Genomic DNA, 16,804 nt, shown 5'->3' with positions numbered 1-16,804 from the left:
CGTGGACGACGCCTTGTCTCGCTGCACCTTCTCGGGTCCCTTTCACAGGGGCTCCGTCCAACCGTGGCGCACGGCGTAAGCGCCGAGCTGCATCCGGGTCCGGACTCCGGCCATGTCCATGAGATGCCGCAGGCGCCGGTGCAGCGTGCGCGGTGACAGGCCGAGTTGTGTCGCGGCCGTCACGTCCGTCAGACCGGCCAGGAGCAGGGCGAGGATCCTTCGGTCGAGGTCGGTGGGACCCTCCGAACCGACCTCGACGGTCGGATCGGTCTCTCCGCCGGTGCCCGTCAGTTCGAGGGGTCGGGCCGTGCGCCACACCGTCTCGAAGAGTGCGTCCAACGCGTCCAGGAGGCCGCTGCGGTGCAGCAGCACGGCGCCGGGTTCTCCGGCCGCCGTGACCGCGAGCGGGACGAGTCCGAGGTCGGCGTCGGCCAGGACCAGCTTCATCGGCAGTTCGTCGGCGACACGCAGGTGCACGCCCTTGCCCAGGGAATCGATCGCGTCGTCGATGATGCCGGGTTCCGCCAGTACGGCCCGGTCCAGCACGGCGCGGAAGTGCACACCCCGGCCGATGGCCACGGGTTCGGCCGTGTTCTCGCCGGGCGGCAGGGCGACGAACGGCGCGGTGATGAAGGAGCGGACCTGCGTGCGGGCCGCCTGCTGGACCTGGAGGAAACGATGCCGGATGGCGTCGACGCCTGTGACGACCTCGATCAGATCGTTGATGCTGCTTCCGGTCATCGCCGCCCGGTGTTCCTCGGCGAACGTCACCAGGGCATGCTCGGCCGTGCGCAGCCCGTCCCGGCGCTGGCTGATGAGCGCGCCGAGCGCCATGGCCGGCGGCGCGGCGGTGAACTGCTCGTCCACCGACCTGGTCGCCAGTCCCCACTCGACGAGGCGGGACAACGCCTTGTCGACGTGGGCCTGCGGCAGGCCGCTCGGGTCGGCGAGAAGGATCGCGGTGGCGTTCGGCCGTCCGAGCAGCGCCCGGTAGACACGCTCGTCATCGGGATCGAAGCCGAGGACATCCAGCATCGGCGTTCGACTCTCCTCCCCTTGCCGTAGCGGGGAGAGTATGCGCCATGGCGGCAGACCTTGAATAGTCCCTGCTGGGAGCGGGTGTGCGGGGAAGGGCCCCGGGGATTCTCCTCCCCGGGGCCCGACGGTGCGGTTCATCGCAGGCCGTACGCCCGGATGATCTCGTTCCTGACGCCGAAGCCGCTGTCCGTCCCGGCGCTCGCGCGGAGGGAGACGAAGCCGCCGGGCTTCTCGGCCGTCCTGAACGAACCCGTCCAGGAGCCGTCGGTACGCTTGGCCAGGGTCACCTTCTGCCAGTCGGCGCCGTCGTCGTACGAGACGTCCAGGGTCACCTCGGTGACGGTGCCCGGCACGGTCCCGAGGTCCATGGACACCGGCCTGAGCGTGATCTTCTGGGTCGTGGCGGCCTTGACGTCGCCGTGCAGGTCCGTCTCCAGCTCGTAGTCCAGGTTCAGCACCGAGAACGGCTCGAAGAAGTCCGAGTCGACGGTGTCGGACAGGAAGGTCCACTCGGTGCGGGTGCGGGTCGACAGCCGGAAGAGGTCACCGGGCCGCTCCACGTCGAGCACGGCGCGGTACGGCAGCTTGCCGGCCGGCACCTCCACCCATTGCATGTCTCCGCTGACGGGGTTGTCGTGGATCAGCGTGTCGCCCTGGAAGACCTGCAGGTGGGACGGTGTCTCGCCCCACGGGAGGTAGCCGCCGAGACGCATGGTGTCGCTGGCGGAGGCCCACGCCTGCACGTTCCAGGTCATGTAGTTCTGCCAGCGCGAGTTGTACACACCGAAGGACTCGCTCTGGGCGGGCCTGATCGCCGGGGCGAACCAGTCCAGGCGGGTGGTGCTGCCCTTGCCGTACGTGTTGTCGCCCGACACCATCGACCACGGCAGCGGTCCGTCGACGCCCTGCGTGTGGAACTCCCTCCAGACCTGGCCCGGGGTCACCCACTCCGTGCGGGTGCCCGGGTGCCACTCGACCTCGGGCATGTTGAAGGACGGGCTGAGGGTGAAGTCGGACCGGTAGCCCTCCGCGAGCCGGCCGCCCGCCGCCGCGTAGTAGCGGGCGTCGATCCGGGCGAGGTCACTCTTGCTCGGCTTGTAGACCAGGTCCCGGTCCGGCACCTGGCCGGGGTAGTCCCGGGTCAGGTCGTAGACGAACGGCGTGTGCTCGGTCTGCTTCACGGTCAGCTTGAGGGTGCCTGCCTTGGCCAACGAGACCAGGCCCTCGCCCGCGTCGCGGTGCACGGTGGCGACCGGGATGGCCGACTCCCCGACGTACTCCATCAGGCCACCGGTACCGTCGTTGACCACGATCAGCGCCTTCGCACCGGCCGCGACCGCGGCCTCGGTCCGCTCCTGAGGCGAGACCTCGTCACTCCGCTCGACGACGGCGACCTTGCCCTTGGCGCTGACCTGCTCGTACGCGGCCGTCGCGCCGTCGCCCGCGTACACGGCGCGGAGCGTGTCCGTGGAGGTGCCCAGGGCGCTGCCCGCCTGCACCCGCGCCTCGAACCGGAGCCGGCCGCCCAACGCGCTCAGGGCGAGCTGCGGCTCGCCCTTGCGCCAGCGGGTGATCAGCATGAACTCGCCCTGCTTCATCGGCTCCGTCGGCGCGACGTAGACATCGTCGTACGTCGGCGGCAGCACATACGCGCTGCGGTAGTCCATGTACGGGTCGAGGCCCTTGTAGTGGACGTTGAAGTCGACCTTGCGCTGGCGGTCCTCGGTGCGCTGCGGCGCCTCGGTCTGCAGCAGGCGTGCCCGGCTCGCGTCCAGCACGACGTCCGCGGAGCCGTCCTTGAGCACGGTCTCCGGGTCGACCAGCACGGCCAGACCGGAGCGGTCCGCCTTCTCGCCCGTCACGTCGACGTATCCCGCGACGGTGTACAGGCCGGGCGCCATGCGCATCGTGGTCGAGCCCTCGACGTAGACGTTCCACGGCCAGGGGTCGCCGGCGAGGTTGATGCCGACCCAGCCGACGGCGGGCTTGCCGTCCTTGCCGACGAGCGTGATGTTCAGGTCGTAGCGCTCCTCCTCCTTGAGCAGCGCCACCGAGGTGCGGGTCACCGACCGACCGGTGGCCGCGTCGGTGGCCGTCACGTAGCCGGCGTGGCGGCCCGCGGAGGCGGTCCGCGGGTCACCGGTGACGGGGACCGCGGCCGTGCCGCCCGCGGGGACGGTCACCTCGGCCGCTCCCAGCGTGAACGGCCCGTCGTCGTCGGTCAGCGCCAGGTGCAGAGTGACGTCGGCGGAACCGGCGTTCGTGAAGGTCAGGTCCTTCGTGACGGCGACGTCGCTCGGCTGGTGCGGCCAGGTGTGGTTGCCGAAGAAGAGCGACCCCGTTGCCCTGACCGTGGTGCGCACGGCGGCGGCCACGTCGAGGCGGCCGGTGCCGACCTCGTATGGCGAGTACCCGCCGTCCAGACCCTTCGCGGTGCTCGTCAGGTGCTCCTTGAGCTGCGCGCCGGACCAGTCCGGGTGTTGCTGGGCCAGGATCGCCGCCGCGCCCGCGACGTGCGGGGTGGCCATCGACGTACCGCTGATCGTGCGGTAGAGGCCCTCCCCGCCCTCGGTCATCGCCTGTGACCGGGCGGCGGTGATGTCCACGCCCGGCGCCGCGATGTCCGGCTTCATGCCACCGGACCAGGCCAGCGGGCCGGTGCTGGAGAAGGACGCGAGCTGGTCCTGCTTGTCCGTGGCGGCCACGGTCAGCGCAGCGGCGGCCGCGCCCGGGGCGGAGATGCTCTCCGGGCCCGCGTTGCCGGCGGCTATGACGAACAGCGTGCCGTACTGCGCGGAGAGCGCGTCGACCGTCTGCGACATCGGGTCGCTGCCGTCGGTCGGGTAGGAGTCGCCGAGGCTCATGTTGACGACGTCGGCACCGGACTCGGCGGCCCACTGCATGCCGGCCATGACCCAGGAGTCCTGGCCGTAACCCTCCGCGCCGCCGAGCACCTTGCCGACGTACAGGTCGGCGCCGGGCGCGACGCCCTTGTTGTCGCCTCCGGAGGCGGCGCCCGAACCGACGATCGTGCCGGCCACATGCGTGCCGTGCCCGTTGACATCGGTGACGCCCTCACCCGGCACGAAACTGGCCGTGCCGTCGATCAGACCGGCGAAGTCGGGGTGGTTGGCGTCGATCCCGGTGTCGAGCACGGCCACCTTGACGCCCTTGCCGGTGTAACCGGCCGCCCAGGCCTCAGGCGCGCCGATCAGCGGCACGCTCTCCTTCAGGCTGGCCTTCACGCGGCCGTCGAGCCACAGCTTCGCGACTCCCGCACCCAGTGTGTCGCCGCCCTGGGGCGCGACGGAGGTCCAGAAGGTGCGGGTCTGCCGCTTGTCGGTGCTGAGCACCGCGCCGCGAATGCCCTTGAGCTTGCGGGTCAGCTTGCTGCCGCGGGGGGCCGTCGGCTCGGTGGCCGTGCGGGACGTGGACTCGGTGTACGTCGCGATCAGTGGTACGGCGGCCGACTTCGCGTCGTCGTACCCCATCTCGATCAGGTCGGTGACGTTGAACAACCGCCGGTCCAGCCTGTCCGTTCCCAGCAGCGGTACGGCCTCGTCCGGGATGACGAACAAGTCGCCCTTGACCTCCTGGAGTTTCACGCCGCCGACGGCGCCGTCGGGCCGGTCGACGTCGGCGATCTGCTTGCCGTCGGCGGTCGTGGTGACCGTGACGACGTCGCCGGTGACAAGGGTGACCTTGTGGGACGCCGAGAGCTTGGCGGGGACGGTGGGCTTGGCCGGAGCGGCCTGCGCGGGTGCCTGCAGAACGACGAGTCCCGAGGCCAGCAGGGGCACCACGGTGGCCGCCGAGATCAGCTGCCGGCGCCCGCGCCGGAAGGCGGAAGGTCGAGAAGGGGAGTCCATGCCATGGGTCTATCGACCGGTGAACGCCGTCGTGAAGGCCTCATGACGGCAAGTCCTCGCCATGGCAAAGGCTTGCCGACCGTGAAACGCGCGATTCCGGGCGGAAAGACGTGGTGCGGACGCGGGTGCCGACATGCGCCGGGGGACGACGGGGGTCAGATTGGAGGTATCCGACCCACCGGACGGAGACGCCTCGGCGGGCAGACGACATGGAGGAGCCTGTCAGACCATGGCACGCGAAGGAGCGACAGCGGAGCCACCGCGGCTGGTTCTCGTCGTCGGCGTCGCCGGGTCCGGAAAGTCGACGGTGGGTCGTCTTCTCGCCGAACGTCTGGGCTGGGCGTACGGCGACGCTGACGCGTTCCACTCCGAGGCCAACCGAGCCAAGATGGCCGCAGGCCATGCCCTCACGGACAGCGACCGGGAGCCGTGGCTCGAAGCCATCGGGGAGTGGATGGACCGGGTGACCGCGGCCGATCAGCGGGCCGTCGTCGCCTGCTCGGCGCTCAAGCGTGACTACCGGGACAAGCTGCTGGCAGGGCGTCCCGACGCTGTTCTGGTGTACCTGCACGGCTCGCGCGAGCTGCTGGAGTCCCGGCTGGCCGCGCGGCACGGTCACTTCTTCCCGGCGGACCTGCTGGACAGCCAGCTCGCGGTCCTCCAGGAGCCGGAGCCCGACGAGCACCCGTTGGTGGTGGAGATCGACCGGCCTCCGGAGGCCGTCGTCACAGCCGTACTGTCGCGGATGCGCCGGGAATCCGATGCCGGGGTACCGGCGGAAGGGACGGGCACGGAGCGGGCCGTCCACGCCGTCGCGCGCGAGGGCTCTTCCGCGTCCCCCAGCCCCACGGGCGGGTCGTGGCGGTTGGTCCGGGGAGAGCAGAGCGTGGAAGTGGTCCGGTTGGGCGGCGCCCTGCGCGACTACGTCGTGAACGGCCGACCACTGCTCGACGGGTTCTCCACGGGATCCGCCATCACGGGCGGGCGCGGGCAACTGCTCGTCCCCTGGCCGAACCGCGTGGACGGCGGACGCTACCGCTTCGACGGCAGGGATCTGCAACTCCCTCTGACCGAGGTGGAGAAGGACAACGCGATCCACGGACTGCTTCGCTGGACCCTGTGGGAGCTACTCGCCCGCACCGATGGCTCGGTGACGCTCGGCACGACGCTCTGTCCCCAACCCGGATACCCGTTCCTCCTCGATGTCCGTGTCGAGTACCGGCTGGGGCCCGACGGGCTCGGGACGACGGTCCGGGCCACCAACACCGGTACGGAACCGGCACCTTACGGTGTGGGCCAGCATCCCTATCTCACGGTCGGTACCGATCTCGTCGACGACGCCGTGCTGACCGTTCCCGCGCGGAACCTGCTGCGTACCGACGACAGGGGCCTGCCCATAGGCCAGGAGCCCGTCGACGGCACCCCGTACGACTTCCGTACCGCCCGCCCCATCGGCGACCTGCGGCTGGACACTGCCTTCACCGGGCTCGACCGCGACCCCGAAGGGCGGGCGATCGTGCGGCTGACACACCCCTCCGAACTGCGAGGCGTCGATCTCTGGCTCGGCGAGGGAACCCGCTGCGTGCAGGTGTACACGGGCGACACCCTGGCCGAACCCGAGCGGCGACGGCGGGGAGTCGCCGTGGAGCCGATGTCCTGTCCGCCGGACGCCTTCCGTAGCGGCACGGACCTCACCGTGCTGCAGCCGGGCGCGACCCACGTGCTCCGCTGGGGGCTGAGCCCCTGGGGGTACTCATGACCCCGTCCGAGGAGCCGCCGACGGCGAGCGGCATGACCGCGCACGATTTCCGGGCGCTCTACGAGCGGCTCCGGAACCAGGCCGCGCCGCCGGCGGTGGACGGCCGGTGTGGCGCGCTCCGTCATCTGACGCCTGAGCGGGTGGCGGCGGCCGCCGCGGAAGTCCGCCTCGGACGCACGGTGTCGCTGGCGGCTCCGATCGAGACCGTACCGGGCCCGGACGACCCTGACCCCGCGGTACACCGGATGACCGGACCGAGCCCGGGGGAACTCGGCTCCGACGCGCTCCACTTCGCCACCGACCGCTTCGCCATGAACGTGCACGGCGACGCGGACAGCCATCTCGACGCCCTCTGTCATGTGGTGTTCGACGGGGAGCTGTACGGCGGGGTGCCCGCGAGCACCCTGACCGCCGAAGGGGCACGTCGGCTCTCCGTCGACGTGGTCGAGAACGGCATCGTCGGCCGGGGTGTCCTGCTGGACATCCCGCGGCTGCGTGGCGTGCGCTGGCTGGAACCGGGCGACCATGTGACCTCGGGTGACCTGACAGCCGCCGAGGCCGAGCAGGGGGTCCGTGTCGGACCGGGAGACCTGCTGTTCGTCAGGGTGGGGCATCGTCTTCGGCGCACCGCACTCGGGCCGTGGGACTCGGCCGAGGCACGGGTGGGTCTGCACCCGACCGCCATGGAGTTCCTGGCCGAGCGCAAGGTCACCGCTCTGGGCGGAGACGGCAACAACGACACCGCGCCCAGTGTGGTGGAGGACGTCGCCTTCCCCGTACACGTGCTGGCCATCCACGCCATCGGGGTCCACCTCATGGACTACCTGCGGTTCGAGGACCTCGTCCCCCTCTGCGCTCAGGCCGGGCGCTGGAGTTTCCTGTGTGTGGTCGCCCCCCTGCGGCTGGCCGGAGCCACGGGGTCGCCCGTGAACCCCATAGCGGTGCTGTGAAGCGGACGCGTGCCGGGGAGCGCCGCTCCGGTCGCCGTCCACGAGGAGCGCGGCTACGTTCGAGAGTGAGGTCGCCGGACCCTCGCCCAGCGGGGCACCAGGTGCCTGACGCCGGGTCGGGGCCGTGATTGCAAGGACGGTGGTCGCCATGAGCGACGCCCCTCACTACGACGTCATCATCATCGGCACCGGCGCAGGTGGAGGCACTCTCGCCCATCGGCTCGCCCCGTCGGGCAAGCGCGTCCTCCTCGTCGAACGCGGCGGCTACCTTCCGCGTGAGCGGGACAACTGGGACTCGACGGCCGTGTTCGTCAGGGGCAAGTACCGTGCGCCGGAGTTCTGGCTGGACAGGAACGGCGACGAGTTCCCGCCCGAGGTCAACTACTACGTCGGCGGCAACACCAAGTTCTACGGGGCCGCCCTCTTCCGGCTGCGTCCGGAGGACTTCGGCGAGATCCGTCATCACGGCGGCATCTCCCCGCCCTGGCCGATCCGGTACGAGGATCTGGAGCCGTACTACACGCAGGCCGAGCACCTGTACCTCGTCCACGGACGGCACGGCGAGGATCCCGGCGAAGGCCCGGTGAGCGCGCAGTACGCCCATCCGCCGGTGGAGCACGAGCCGCGCATCCAGCAGCTGAGCGACGATCTCGAGAAGCGGGGCCTGCACCCGTTCCACCTGCCGATCGGCGTCAATCTGAGCCAGGAGAACGGGGGGCGGGCCACCCACTCCAGCGTCTGCATCCGGTGCGACCGGGTCGACGGCTTTCCGTGTCTGGTGCGCGGGAAGTCCGACGCCGAGGTGATCTGTGTGGAACCGGCCCTCGAGTACCCCAACGTCGATATGGTCACGCGCACTCAGGTGGTCCGCCTGGAGACCGACGACCGGGGACGAAGGGTGAGCGCGGTCGTCGGCCGGCTGGCGGACGGTTCTGAGGTCCGGTACACGGCGGACATGGTGGTCGTCTCCTGCGGGGCGGTCAACTCCGCCGCGCTGCTTCTGGCCTCGGCGAACGAGCACCATCCCCGTGGCCTCGCCAACAGCTCGGACGTGGTCGGCCGGTTCTACATGCGGCACAACAACCTCGCTCTGATGGCCGTGTCGAAGGAACCCAATGACACCCGGTTCCAGAAGACCCTCGCCCTCAACGACTGGTACCTGGGCGCGGACGACTGGGACTTCCCGTTGGGCGGCATCCAGATGCTGGGCAAGTCGGACGCGGATCAGATCCACGGCGAGGCGCCCCGGTGGGCGGGCGCGGCGGCACCCGACATGCCGTTCGAGGTGCTGGCTCATCATGCCGTCGACTTCTGGCTGTGCGGTGAGGATCTCCCCCTGCCCGACAACCGGGTCACTCTCGACGGTGACGCCCGTATCCGACTCACTCTCGACGAGAAGAACAATGTCGAAGGCTTGAGGCGGTTGAGGCGCAAACTGCAGGGGATGCTGGGCCACCTCGGCATGCACGAGCACCACCTGCTGTCCCGCAGCATCTACCTGCACAAGGGCATGCCGATCGGTGCGACCGCGCACCAGGCGGGCACGGTCCGATTCGGCACCGACCCCGCCGCCTCCGCTCTGGACGTCGACTGCAAGGCCCACGATCTCGACAACCTGTACGTCGTCGACACGAGCTTCTTCCCGAGCATCGGCGCGGTCAACCCGTCCTTGACGGCCATCGCCAATGCCCTGCGGGTCGGCGACCACCTTCTGGCCCGGTTGGGTTGAGACCGACGGCCGGCCGCTGGCCCGTCCGGACGAAGTTGCTGGGCCCAATGACCCAAAGACGCTTCCCAGGAAATGCCGCCCATCTCATCGGGTGATTGCGTGAGAGGCCCGGCCATCCCGGTCCCGGGCCGGCGCGACCGTGTAACGAGAAGGCAGGGCGGCATGGAGTCCACAGCGGGTGCCCCGCAGAGCGTGATCCCGGCGCGATTGCTGCACGGCCAGAAGGCGCTGGTCACCGGTGCCAATTCGGGCATCGGTAAGGCCACGGCCATCGGTCTGGGCCGAGCGGGTGCCGACGTGGTCGTGAATTACGTGGCAGGCCGAGAGGCCGCCGAAGAGGTCGTCCAGGAGATCACCTCGTACGGTGTGCGCGCCGCGGCGTACGAGGCCGACGTGTCGCAGGAGGACCAGGTCGTCGCCATGATGGACCGGATGGTCCAGGAGTTCGGCACCATCGACGTTCTCGTGGCCAACGCGGGACTGCAGCGGGACGCCCCGCTCACGGAGATGACACTCGCCCAATGGCAGAAGGTCATCGACGTCAACCTCACCGGTCAGTTCCTGTGCGCCCGGGAGGCGACCAGGGAGTTCCGGCGCCGGGGCGTGGTCCCCGAGGTCTCCCGCTCCGCCGGGAAGATCATCTGCATGAGTTCGGTGCACCAGCTCATCCCCTGGTCGGGCCACGTCAACTACGCGTCCTCGAAGGGCGGGGTGCAGATGATGATGCAGACCCTGGCCCAGGAGCTGGCACCGGAGAAGATCCGGGTGAACGCGGTCGCCCCGGGGGCGATCAGGACGCCGATCAACCGCGCTGCCTGGGAGACGCCCGAAGCACGGAAGGACCTCCTGCGGCTCATTCCGTACGACCGGATCGGCGACCCCGAGGACATCGCCCACGCCGTCGTCGCACTCGCCTCCGACCTCATGGACTACGTGGTGGGAACCACCCTGTACGTCGACGGCGGCATGACCCTCTTCCCAGGCTTCGCCACGGGTGGATGACGTTCTCCCAGACACTCTCGTTCCCGAACAGCGAAGGCTTGCATGTCCACCTCGCTCCACCTGCTGGCGGATGCCCCGGCCCAACTCCTGCCGGCCCGGGAACTCATGGCCTTCACGCTGGCCTCCCACATCATCCTGGTACCCCTCGGCGTCGCCTTCCCCTTCATCACCCTGGTCATGCACTACCGCGGGCTGCGCCACAAGGACGCCACGGCACTGCTCCTGGCACGGCGCTGGTCGGCCGTCATGGCGGTGCAGTTCGCGCTCGGCATCGTCACCGGCACGGTGCTGTCGTTCGAGTTCGGTCTGCTCTGGCCCGGCCTGATGGGACGGTGGGGTGATGTCTTCGGCATCGGATTCGGCGTCGAAGCCTGGGCCTTCTTCCTGGAGGCCGTGCTGATCGCCATCTACCTCTACGGATGGCGGCGGCTGAAGCCGCGGACCCATTTCCTCCTCGGACTGCCCCTGCCGTTCGCCGCGCTGCTCGGAGCGTTCGGCATCCTGGCCGCCAACTCCTGGATGAACACGCCGCAGGGCTTCTCGCTCGATTCCGAGGGCAACCCGGTCGACGTGAACGTCTGGAAGGCGATCTTCACACCGATGTTCGGGCCGCAGTACTGGCACTTCGTCGTGGCGATGGTTCTCACCGCGGGCTTCATGGTGGCCGGGGTCTATGCCGTCGGATGGCTGCGCGGCCGCCGGGACCGCTACCACCGGCTCGGCTTCACCGTTCCTTTCACCATCGCCGCCGTCGCCACCCCGGTCCAGCTCGTCCTCGGCGACTCCATCGCCCGGTCGGTGTTCCACAAGCAGCCGGTGAAGTTCGCCGCCATGGAGATCGTCTGGAAGACCGACACCCGGGTGCCGGAGTACCTCTTCGGGCGCCTGAACGAGGACGGCACCGTCTCGGGCGGCATCAAGGTCCCGTTGCTCGACTCGGTGCTGGCCGGGTTCAGTCCGAACACCGAGGTGGTGGGACTGACCTCCGTCCCGGCGGACCAGCGCCCCACCGTGGCACAGGCGAACATCACCCACTGGGCGTTCGACATCATGGTCCTGATCGGATCCGCGCTGGTGCTGCTCGCCCTCTGGTACGGGTTCGTCTGGTTGCGGCACCGCCGGCTGCCCGCCTCGACGTGGTTCTACCGCTCGGCGGCCTGTGCGGGCGTGGCCTCCGTGGTGGCGGTCGAGTGCGGCTGGGTCGCCACGGAGGTGGGACGCCAGCCCTGGATCGTGTACCAGAACATGCGGGTCGCCGAGGCGGTGACGTCGACCCGCTCCACCAGCCTGTGGATCATGCTCGGTGTGGTGATGGTGGTGTACGCGTTCCTCTTCTGCTCGTTCCTCGTCGTCCTGCTGAAGATGCGCACGCGGTGGCGCTTCGCCGACCTGCAGCAGGCCGCGGCAGGTTCGGGCCATCCGCCGGAGGACGACCTCCCCTACGGACCGCGAGCCCCCCTTCCCGTGGGAGACGTCCCCCCCGCCGGGGACGGGACCGGCCGACTCGGGAGTGACCGCTCGTGACAGCCGACCTCATCGCCGTGGTGCTGCTCCTGGCCGTGACCGCGTACGCCTGCGCCGGTGGCACGGACTACGGGGCGGGCTTCTGGGATCTGACCGCCGGAGGAACGGAACGCGGTCGGCGCCCCCGGTGGCTCATCGACCACGCCATGGCTCCGGTGTGGGAGGTGAACAACGTCTGGCTCGTCTTCGTCCTCGTCGTCATGTGGACCGGCTTCCCCACCCTCTTCCAGACGGTGTTCTCCGCGATGTGGCTGCCGCTGGCCCTGGCTGTGGTGGGCATGGTCCTGCGTGGCGCCGGTTTCGCCTTCCGCAAGCCCACCCGGCGGCTCGCCGGACGACGCCTGTACGGTGCCGTGTTCGCCGTGGCCTCGCTCGTCACGCCGTTCTTCCTCGGTGCCGCCGTCGGCGGGGTCGCGTCGGAGCGCGTGGCTCCCGGCACCGAGGCCTCGGCCGACGCCTGGATGAACCCCACCTCCCTCGTGTTCGGGCTCGTCGCCGTCGCGACCACGGCCTTCCTCGGCGCGGTGTTCCTGACCGGAGACGCCCGCAGGTTCGACGCGCCCGATCTGGTCGGCTACTTCAGGCGGCGGGCGCTGTGCAGTCTCGCCGTACTCACCGTGCTGGCGGTGGTCACCGGGTTCGTCACCCACGAGGACTCCCCCTATGTGTGGCACGGACTCACCCACGGCCTGGGGTTGTTCTTCCTCGTCGTGGCCGGAGCGGCCGCCCTCGCCACCATGGTGCTGCTCCTGCGGCCCCCGAGCGCCTGGATGCGTGTCACGGCGATCGCCGTCGTCGCGTCGGCCGTCATCGCCTGGGGTACGGCCCAGCGCCCCTATCTCCTCCCCACCTCGCTGACCGTGGCCGACGCCGCGGGCTCGCCCGCCACGCTGACGTGGCTGGCGATCGTCACCCTGGTGGCCCTGGTGCTCGTCGTTCCGGCCGTCGTCCTCCTCTACTGGCTCGACACCCACGGTGAGCTCGAAGAGCTCACCGATGCCGAACTGCGAAGAGAGAACGGCACTACAGGTGACGGTGCGGCACCCGACCTCTGACCGCGAGTTCACCTTGACCCTGGCGACGCGCCTCACGCCCAGATTCCGAGGAAGGAAGCCGCTGTGACCGACGACGAGATCCTTCTCGGGCTCGCCCTGACGGTGGTGCTCGCCACCGGATCGCAGATCCTGGCGAGCAAGCTGCGCGTCCCCGCCCTGATCATCCTGCTTCCCGTCGGGTTCGCCGCCGGAGCGATCACGGACGTCATTCACCCGGAGAAGCTGCTGGGGCCGGACTTCTCCGCCATCGTGTCGCTGTCCGTCGCGGTGATCCTCTACGACGCCGGCCTGGGACTCGACCTGCGCAAACTGGCCCACCACACCCGAGGGATCGTGGGCAGGCTGCTCGTGTACGGCGTGCTGCTCACCTTCCTCGTCACGGGGACGGTGGCGCCGGCGATGTTCGACATGCCCCTGCGCGTGGCCGCGATGCTCGGCATGATCCTCGTCGTCTCCGGGCCCACGGTCGTGGGGCCGATCCTCGACTTCGTGCGGCCGAGCGACAAGGTACGGCGCATCCTGATCTGGGAAGGAACGCTGACCGACCCGATCGGCGCCATCCTCGGTGCCCTCACCTTCCACGCGGTCGCCTCGTCACACCGGATCGACATCGGTCGGGGCTACCAGTTGGGTCAGTTCGCCCTCAGCCTCGCCGTCGGGCTGGTAGGCGGGGTCGTGGGAACCGCTCTGCTGTGGTTCACGCTGCGCACCCTGCGGCTCGGCGAGACCCTGGGAACACTGGCACAGCTCGCCATCGTGATCGGCGTTTCGGCGGGCTGTGACATCGTGCGGGACGACACGGGGCTCATCGCCGCGATCCTGGCCGGCCTCGCCGTCTCCAACATCCGTGGCTTCGACATGCCCGCGCGCCGCCCGTTCCTGGAGACCCTGGTCCAGCTGATCATCGGACTGCTGTTCGTCTCCATCTCCTCCACCGTCACCCCGGCGTCCCTGGTGCCGGTACTCCTTCCCTCGCTCGGCCTGATCGCGATCCTCGTCCTGGTGGTCCGCCCGATCGTGGCCTTCGGCGCCGCGGCGCGCACGGACCTCTCACGCGGCGAGCGCGCCTTCGTCGGATGGATGGACCCACGCGGCATCGTCGCGGCGGCGACGGCCTCGGCCTTCTCCGCCGGCCTGGTGGAACGGGGTGTGCCCGGGGCTGCGAAGGTCCTCCCCGTCACCTTCCTGGTGATCGTGGGGACCGTTCTGCTCTACGCGCTGACGGCGGCGCCGGTGGCCAGACGGCTGGGGGTCGTCAAGGCGGAGGGCACCCGCGTACTCCTGGTGGGTGGCGAGTCCTGGGTGGTCGACCTGGGCAGGGCGCTGCGGTCCGCCGGCCTCGACGTGCTGATGTGGGCGGGACTCGACGAGGAACGGGAACGGATCAAGGGGGCGGGCCTCGAGCTGGCCAAGGGCGATCTGCTGGCCACGGCCATCAACCCCGGGGCTCGCCTGGAGGGCGTGACGGCCGTCTTCCTGGCCACCGACGACGACGACTTCAACGCGCTCGCCTCGATCGTGATGCAGGACAACGTCGAAGGCCCCGTCTACCGGGTGGGTCCACCGCACGACAGCCACGGCGTGGTCGCTCCGTACACCGGCGGCGACATCCTCTTCGGCCACTCCCTGGTCGGCCGCGCCCTCGCGGAGCGCTACGGACGGGGCGCCCGGTTCATGGTGCAGCCGGCCACCGCCCCGCTGCCGCCGGAATCCGACACGCTGTTCGTGGTACGCGCCGACCACCGGCTGGACCCCGTCACGGAGAGAAGGAAAACCGTGCCACAGGACGGTGACACCGTCGTTCTCCTCGGGCCCGCGCCCACCACCGCATCGCGCTGAGACTCTCGCGGCCTACCGTCCGGCGCGCCGCTTGTCCTGGAGCATCGAGTCCAGCGTGATCGCGGCGTCGATCAGCGCCAGATGAGTGAAGGCCTGGGGGAAGTTGCCCAACTGCCGTCCCGTCAGGTCGATCTCCTCGGAGTACAGCCCCAGGTGGTTGGCGTACGTGAGCATCTTCTCCAACACCAGCCTGGCCATGTCGGTGCGTCCGGCCCGGGCCAGGGCGTCGACGTACATGAACGTGCACAGGGAGAAGGTTCCCTCGGAGCCGCGCAGCCCGTCGGGGGACGCCTCGGGGTTGTAGCGGTAGACGAGGCTGTCGCTGACCAGCTCGCGGTCCATCGCGTCCAGAGTGGACTGCCACAGGGGGTCGCCCGGCGTGATGAAGCCGACCGTCGACATACGCAGCAGCGACGAGTCGAGCACGTCGTCGTCGTAGTGCTGCACGAAGGCCCGCTTCCCCGGGTCCCAGCCACGGTCGTACACCTGTGCGTAGATCTCGTCCCGCGCGTCAACCCAGCGTCCGCCGGCCGCGGGACGGCCGTCGTCGTAGCCGATCCGCAGGGCGCGGTCGAAGGCCACCCAGGACATGACGCGACCGTAGGTGAAGTCCTTCCGGCCTCCGCGAGTCTCCCAGAGCCCTTCGTCGGGCTGATCCCAGTGGTCGGCCAACCAGTCGATCAGGGTGTGCAGCGCCTTCCAGCCGCTGTGGTCGAGATGCATGCCGTGCTGGTGGGCGAAGTAGATGCTGTCGAGCGCCTCGCCGTAGATGTCCAACTGGAGCTGGCTCGCCGCTCCGTTGCCGATGCGGACCGGCGCGGAACCGCGGTATCCCTCCCAGTGGCCGAGGGTCTCCTCGACCAGGTCGGCGGAGCCGTCGACCCGGTACATGATGTTCAGCGGCCCGGAGCCGTTCCCCTGTCCGGCCTCCTGCTTCACCCGGTCCTGCAACCAGGTGATGAACGCGGACGCCTCTTCCTTGAATCCCAGGCCCAGCAGGGCGTACACCGAGAACGAGGCGTCACGGATCCAGGTGAACCTGTAGTCCCAGTTGCGCTCCCCGCCCAGCTGCTCGGGGAGGCCCGCCGTGGGCGCGGCGACCAGGGCGCCGGTCGGCGCGTAGGTCATGAGCTTCAGCGTCACGGCCGAACGTTCCACCGCCTCCCGCCACCGTCCGGAGTAGGTGGACTGCCCCAGCCAAGAGCGCCAGAAGCCGACCGTCTCGTCGAAGAGGCGCTCGAACTCCTCCAGGCGGATCTCACGCGGAGGCCCGTCGGGGGCGGATTCCATGACCAGGCCGCGCTGCTGCCCCGCCCGCAGGCTCAAGGAGAAGCACAGGTCGTCGTCGTCTCCCCGGCGGATGCGCAGCAGCCGCTCGTCCTGCGGCTCGCGAACGGGGTGGACGGCGAAGTCCAGGTCTTCCGAGGTGAACAGCGCGCCGTGCTCGGAGACGTGCAGTTCGTGCGGCTTGCGGCCGTAGTCGAAGCGCGGAGCGAATTCCCCTTCGAACGTGATGCTGCCGCGTACGCAGCGGAGCATGCGGACGAGACGGTGCCGGTCCGTCGCGGTGGTTCCGGTCACCGGCATGAAGTCGACGACCTCCCCCGCTCCGGCCTCCGTCATGAAGCGCGTCACCAGGACGGCCGTGTCCGGGTGGTAGAGCTGTTTGGTCGTGTACGTCTCCGCAACCGGCCGCACGCTGAAGTGGCCGCCCTTGCGCCGGTCGAGCAGAGAGCCGAAGACACTGGGCGCATCGAACCGGGGACAACAGAACCAGTCGATCGTCCCATCGGTCGTCACGAGCGCCGCGGTCTGCAGATCACCGATCAGACCATGGTCCTCGATCAGGGGATAGTCCTCCATCGCGGGCCCCTTTCAGCCCGGTCGACCACATGCGGCGCACCTGCGCACCGGGGGTGAGGTGGACCGGACGGCACCCGATCAGCTTAGGCCGAGGGTGTCGCTCCGTCCTGGCGAGCCGGTGACGCGGGGTGATGGCGCTGCCACAGCGCGCCGGTCCGGGAATCGTCCTACCGTGA

At 69.8% G+C, this 16,804-nt stretch carries 10 protein-coding genes; 7 read left to right on the top strand and 3 right to left on the bottom strand.

Annotation, left to right across the window (positions count from 1 at the left end; all coding sequences use genetic code 11):
• Positions 1-42: 42 nt before the first annotated feature.
• Together OG580_RS34315 and OG580_RS34310 are read right to left on the bottom strand one after the other, a co-directional pair.
• Positions 43-1,035: a helix-turn-helix domain-containing protein gene (locus tag OG580_RS34315; RefSeq protein WP_267047553.1), complete on the bottom strand. Its 993-nt coding sequence runs from the start codon at positions 1,033-1,035 to the stop codon at positions 43-45.
• Between the two features lie 137 nt (positions 1,036-1,172).
• Positions 1,173-4,907, bottom strand: a complete 3,735-nt coding sequence (locus tag OG580_RS34310) for a S8 family serine peptidase (RefSeq protein ID WP_267047552.1) — start codon at positions 4,905-4,907, stop codon at positions 1,173-1,175.
• Positions 4,908-5,136: 229 nt separating this feature from the next.
• Here OG580_RS34310 and OG580_RS34305 point away from each other — a divergent pair, with 229 nt between their 5' ends.
• The 7 genes from OG580_RS34305 (at position 5,137) to OG580_RS34275 (ending at position 14,765) form a co-directional block, all read left to right on the top strand.
• Entirely contained in the window at positions 5,137-6,666 is a 1,530-nt protein-coding gene (locus tag OG580_RS34305) for a gluconokinase, GntK/IdnK-type (RefSeq protein ID WP_267047551.1), read from the top strand.
• Between the two features lie 32 nt (positions 6,667-6,698).
• Positions 6,699-7,616, top strand: coding sequence for a cyclase family protein (locus OG580_RS34300; protein ID WP_267048225.1), 918 nt, complete (start codon positions 6,699-6,701; stop codon positions 7,614-7,616).
• Between the two features lie 148 nt (positions 7,617-7,764).
• Positions 7,765-9,345 carry a GMC oxidoreductase gene (locus OG580_RS34295; protein ID WP_267047550.1) on the top strand — a complete coding sequence of 527 codons (1,581 nt, stop codon included), beginning with the start codon at positions 7,765-7,767 and terminating at the stop codon, positions 9,343-9,345.
• Positions 9,346-9,507: 162 nt separating this feature from the next.
• Positions 9,508-10,347, top strand: coding sequence for an SDR family oxidoreductase (locus OG580_RS34290; RefSeq protein WP_267047549.1), 840 nt, complete (start codon positions 9,508-9,510; stop codon positions 10,345-10,347).
• Positions 10,348-10,389: 42 nt separating this feature from the next.
• Positions 10,390-11,871 (top strand): cytochrome ubiquinol oxidase subunit I, encoded by a 1,482-nt coding sequence (locus OG580_RS34285; RefSeq protein WP_267047548.1) that lies wholly within the window; start codon positions 10,390-10,392, stop codon positions 11,869-11,871.
• Positions 11,868-12,926: a cytochrome d ubiquinol oxidase subunit II gene (locus tag OG580_RS34280; RefSeq protein WP_267047547.1), complete on the top strand. Its 1,059-nt coding sequence runs from the start codon at positions 11,868-11,870 to the stop codon at positions 12,924-12,926. The genes OG580_RS34285 and OG580_RS34280 overlap by 4 nt, the downstream gene beginning before the upstream one ends.
• A 63-nt stretch (positions 12,927-12,989) precedes the next feature.
• Positions 12,990-14,765: a sodium:proton antiporter gene (locus OG580_RS34275; protein WP_267047546.1), complete on the top strand. Its 1,776-nt coding sequence runs from the start codon at positions 12,990-12,992 to the stop codon at positions 14,763-14,765.
• A gap of 12 nt (positions 14,766-14,777) precedes the next feature.
• Here OG580_RS34275 and OG580_RS34270 read toward each other — a convergent pair whose 3' ends face one another.
• Positions 14,778-16,628, bottom strand: coding sequence for a glycoside hydrolase family 15 protein (locus OG580_RS34270; protein ID WP_267047545.1), 1,851 nt, complete (start codon positions 16,626-16,628; stop codon positions 14,778-14,780).
• Between the last annotated feature and the right edge of the window lie 176 nt (positions 16,629-16,804).

The organism is Streptomyces sp. NBC_00094, from assembly GCF_026343125.1.
Classification (GTDB): domain Bacteria; phylum Actinomycetota; class Actinomycetes; order Streptomycetales; family Streptomycetaceae; genus Streptomyces.
This window is presented reverse-complemented; position numbering and strand designations above follow the sequence as displayed.

What these genes read in the sequence shown, in the direction of transcription:
- OG580_RS34315 (WP_267047553.1), bottom strand. Translation starts at nt 1,035, where the DNA reads ATGCTGGATGTCCTCGGCTTCGATCCCGATGACGAGCGTGTCTACCGG.
- OG580_RS34310 (WP_267047552.1), bottom strand. Translation starts at nt 4,907, where the DNA reads ATGGACTCCCCTTCTCGACCTTCCGCCTTCCGGCGCGGGCGCCGGCAG.
- OG580_RS34305 (WP_267047551.1), top strand. Translation starts at nt 5,137, where the DNA reads ATGGCACGCGAAGGAGCGACAGCGGAGCCACCGCGGCTGGTTCTCGTC.
- OG580_RS34300 (WP_267048225.1), top strand. Translation starts at nt 6,699, where the DNA reads ATGACCGCGCACGATTTCCGGGCGCTCTACGAGCGGCTCCGGAACCAG.
- OG580_RS34295 (WP_267047550.1), top strand. Translation starts at nt 7,765, where the DNA reads ATGAGCGACGCCCCTCACTACGACGTCATCATCATCGGCACCGGCGCA.
- OG580_RS34290 (WP_267047549.1), top strand. Translation starts at nt 9,508, where the DNA reads ATGGAGTCCACAGCGGGTGCCCCGCAGAGCGTGATCCCGGCGCGATTG.
- OG580_RS34285 (WP_267047548.1), top strand. Translation starts at nt 10,390, where the DNA reads ATGTCCACCTCGCTCCACCTGCTGGCGGATGCCCCGGCCCAACTCCTG.
- OG580_RS34270 (WP_267047545.1), bottom strand. Translation starts at nt 16,628, where the DNA reads ATGGAGGACTATCCCCTGATCGAGGACCATGGTCTGATCGGTGATCTG.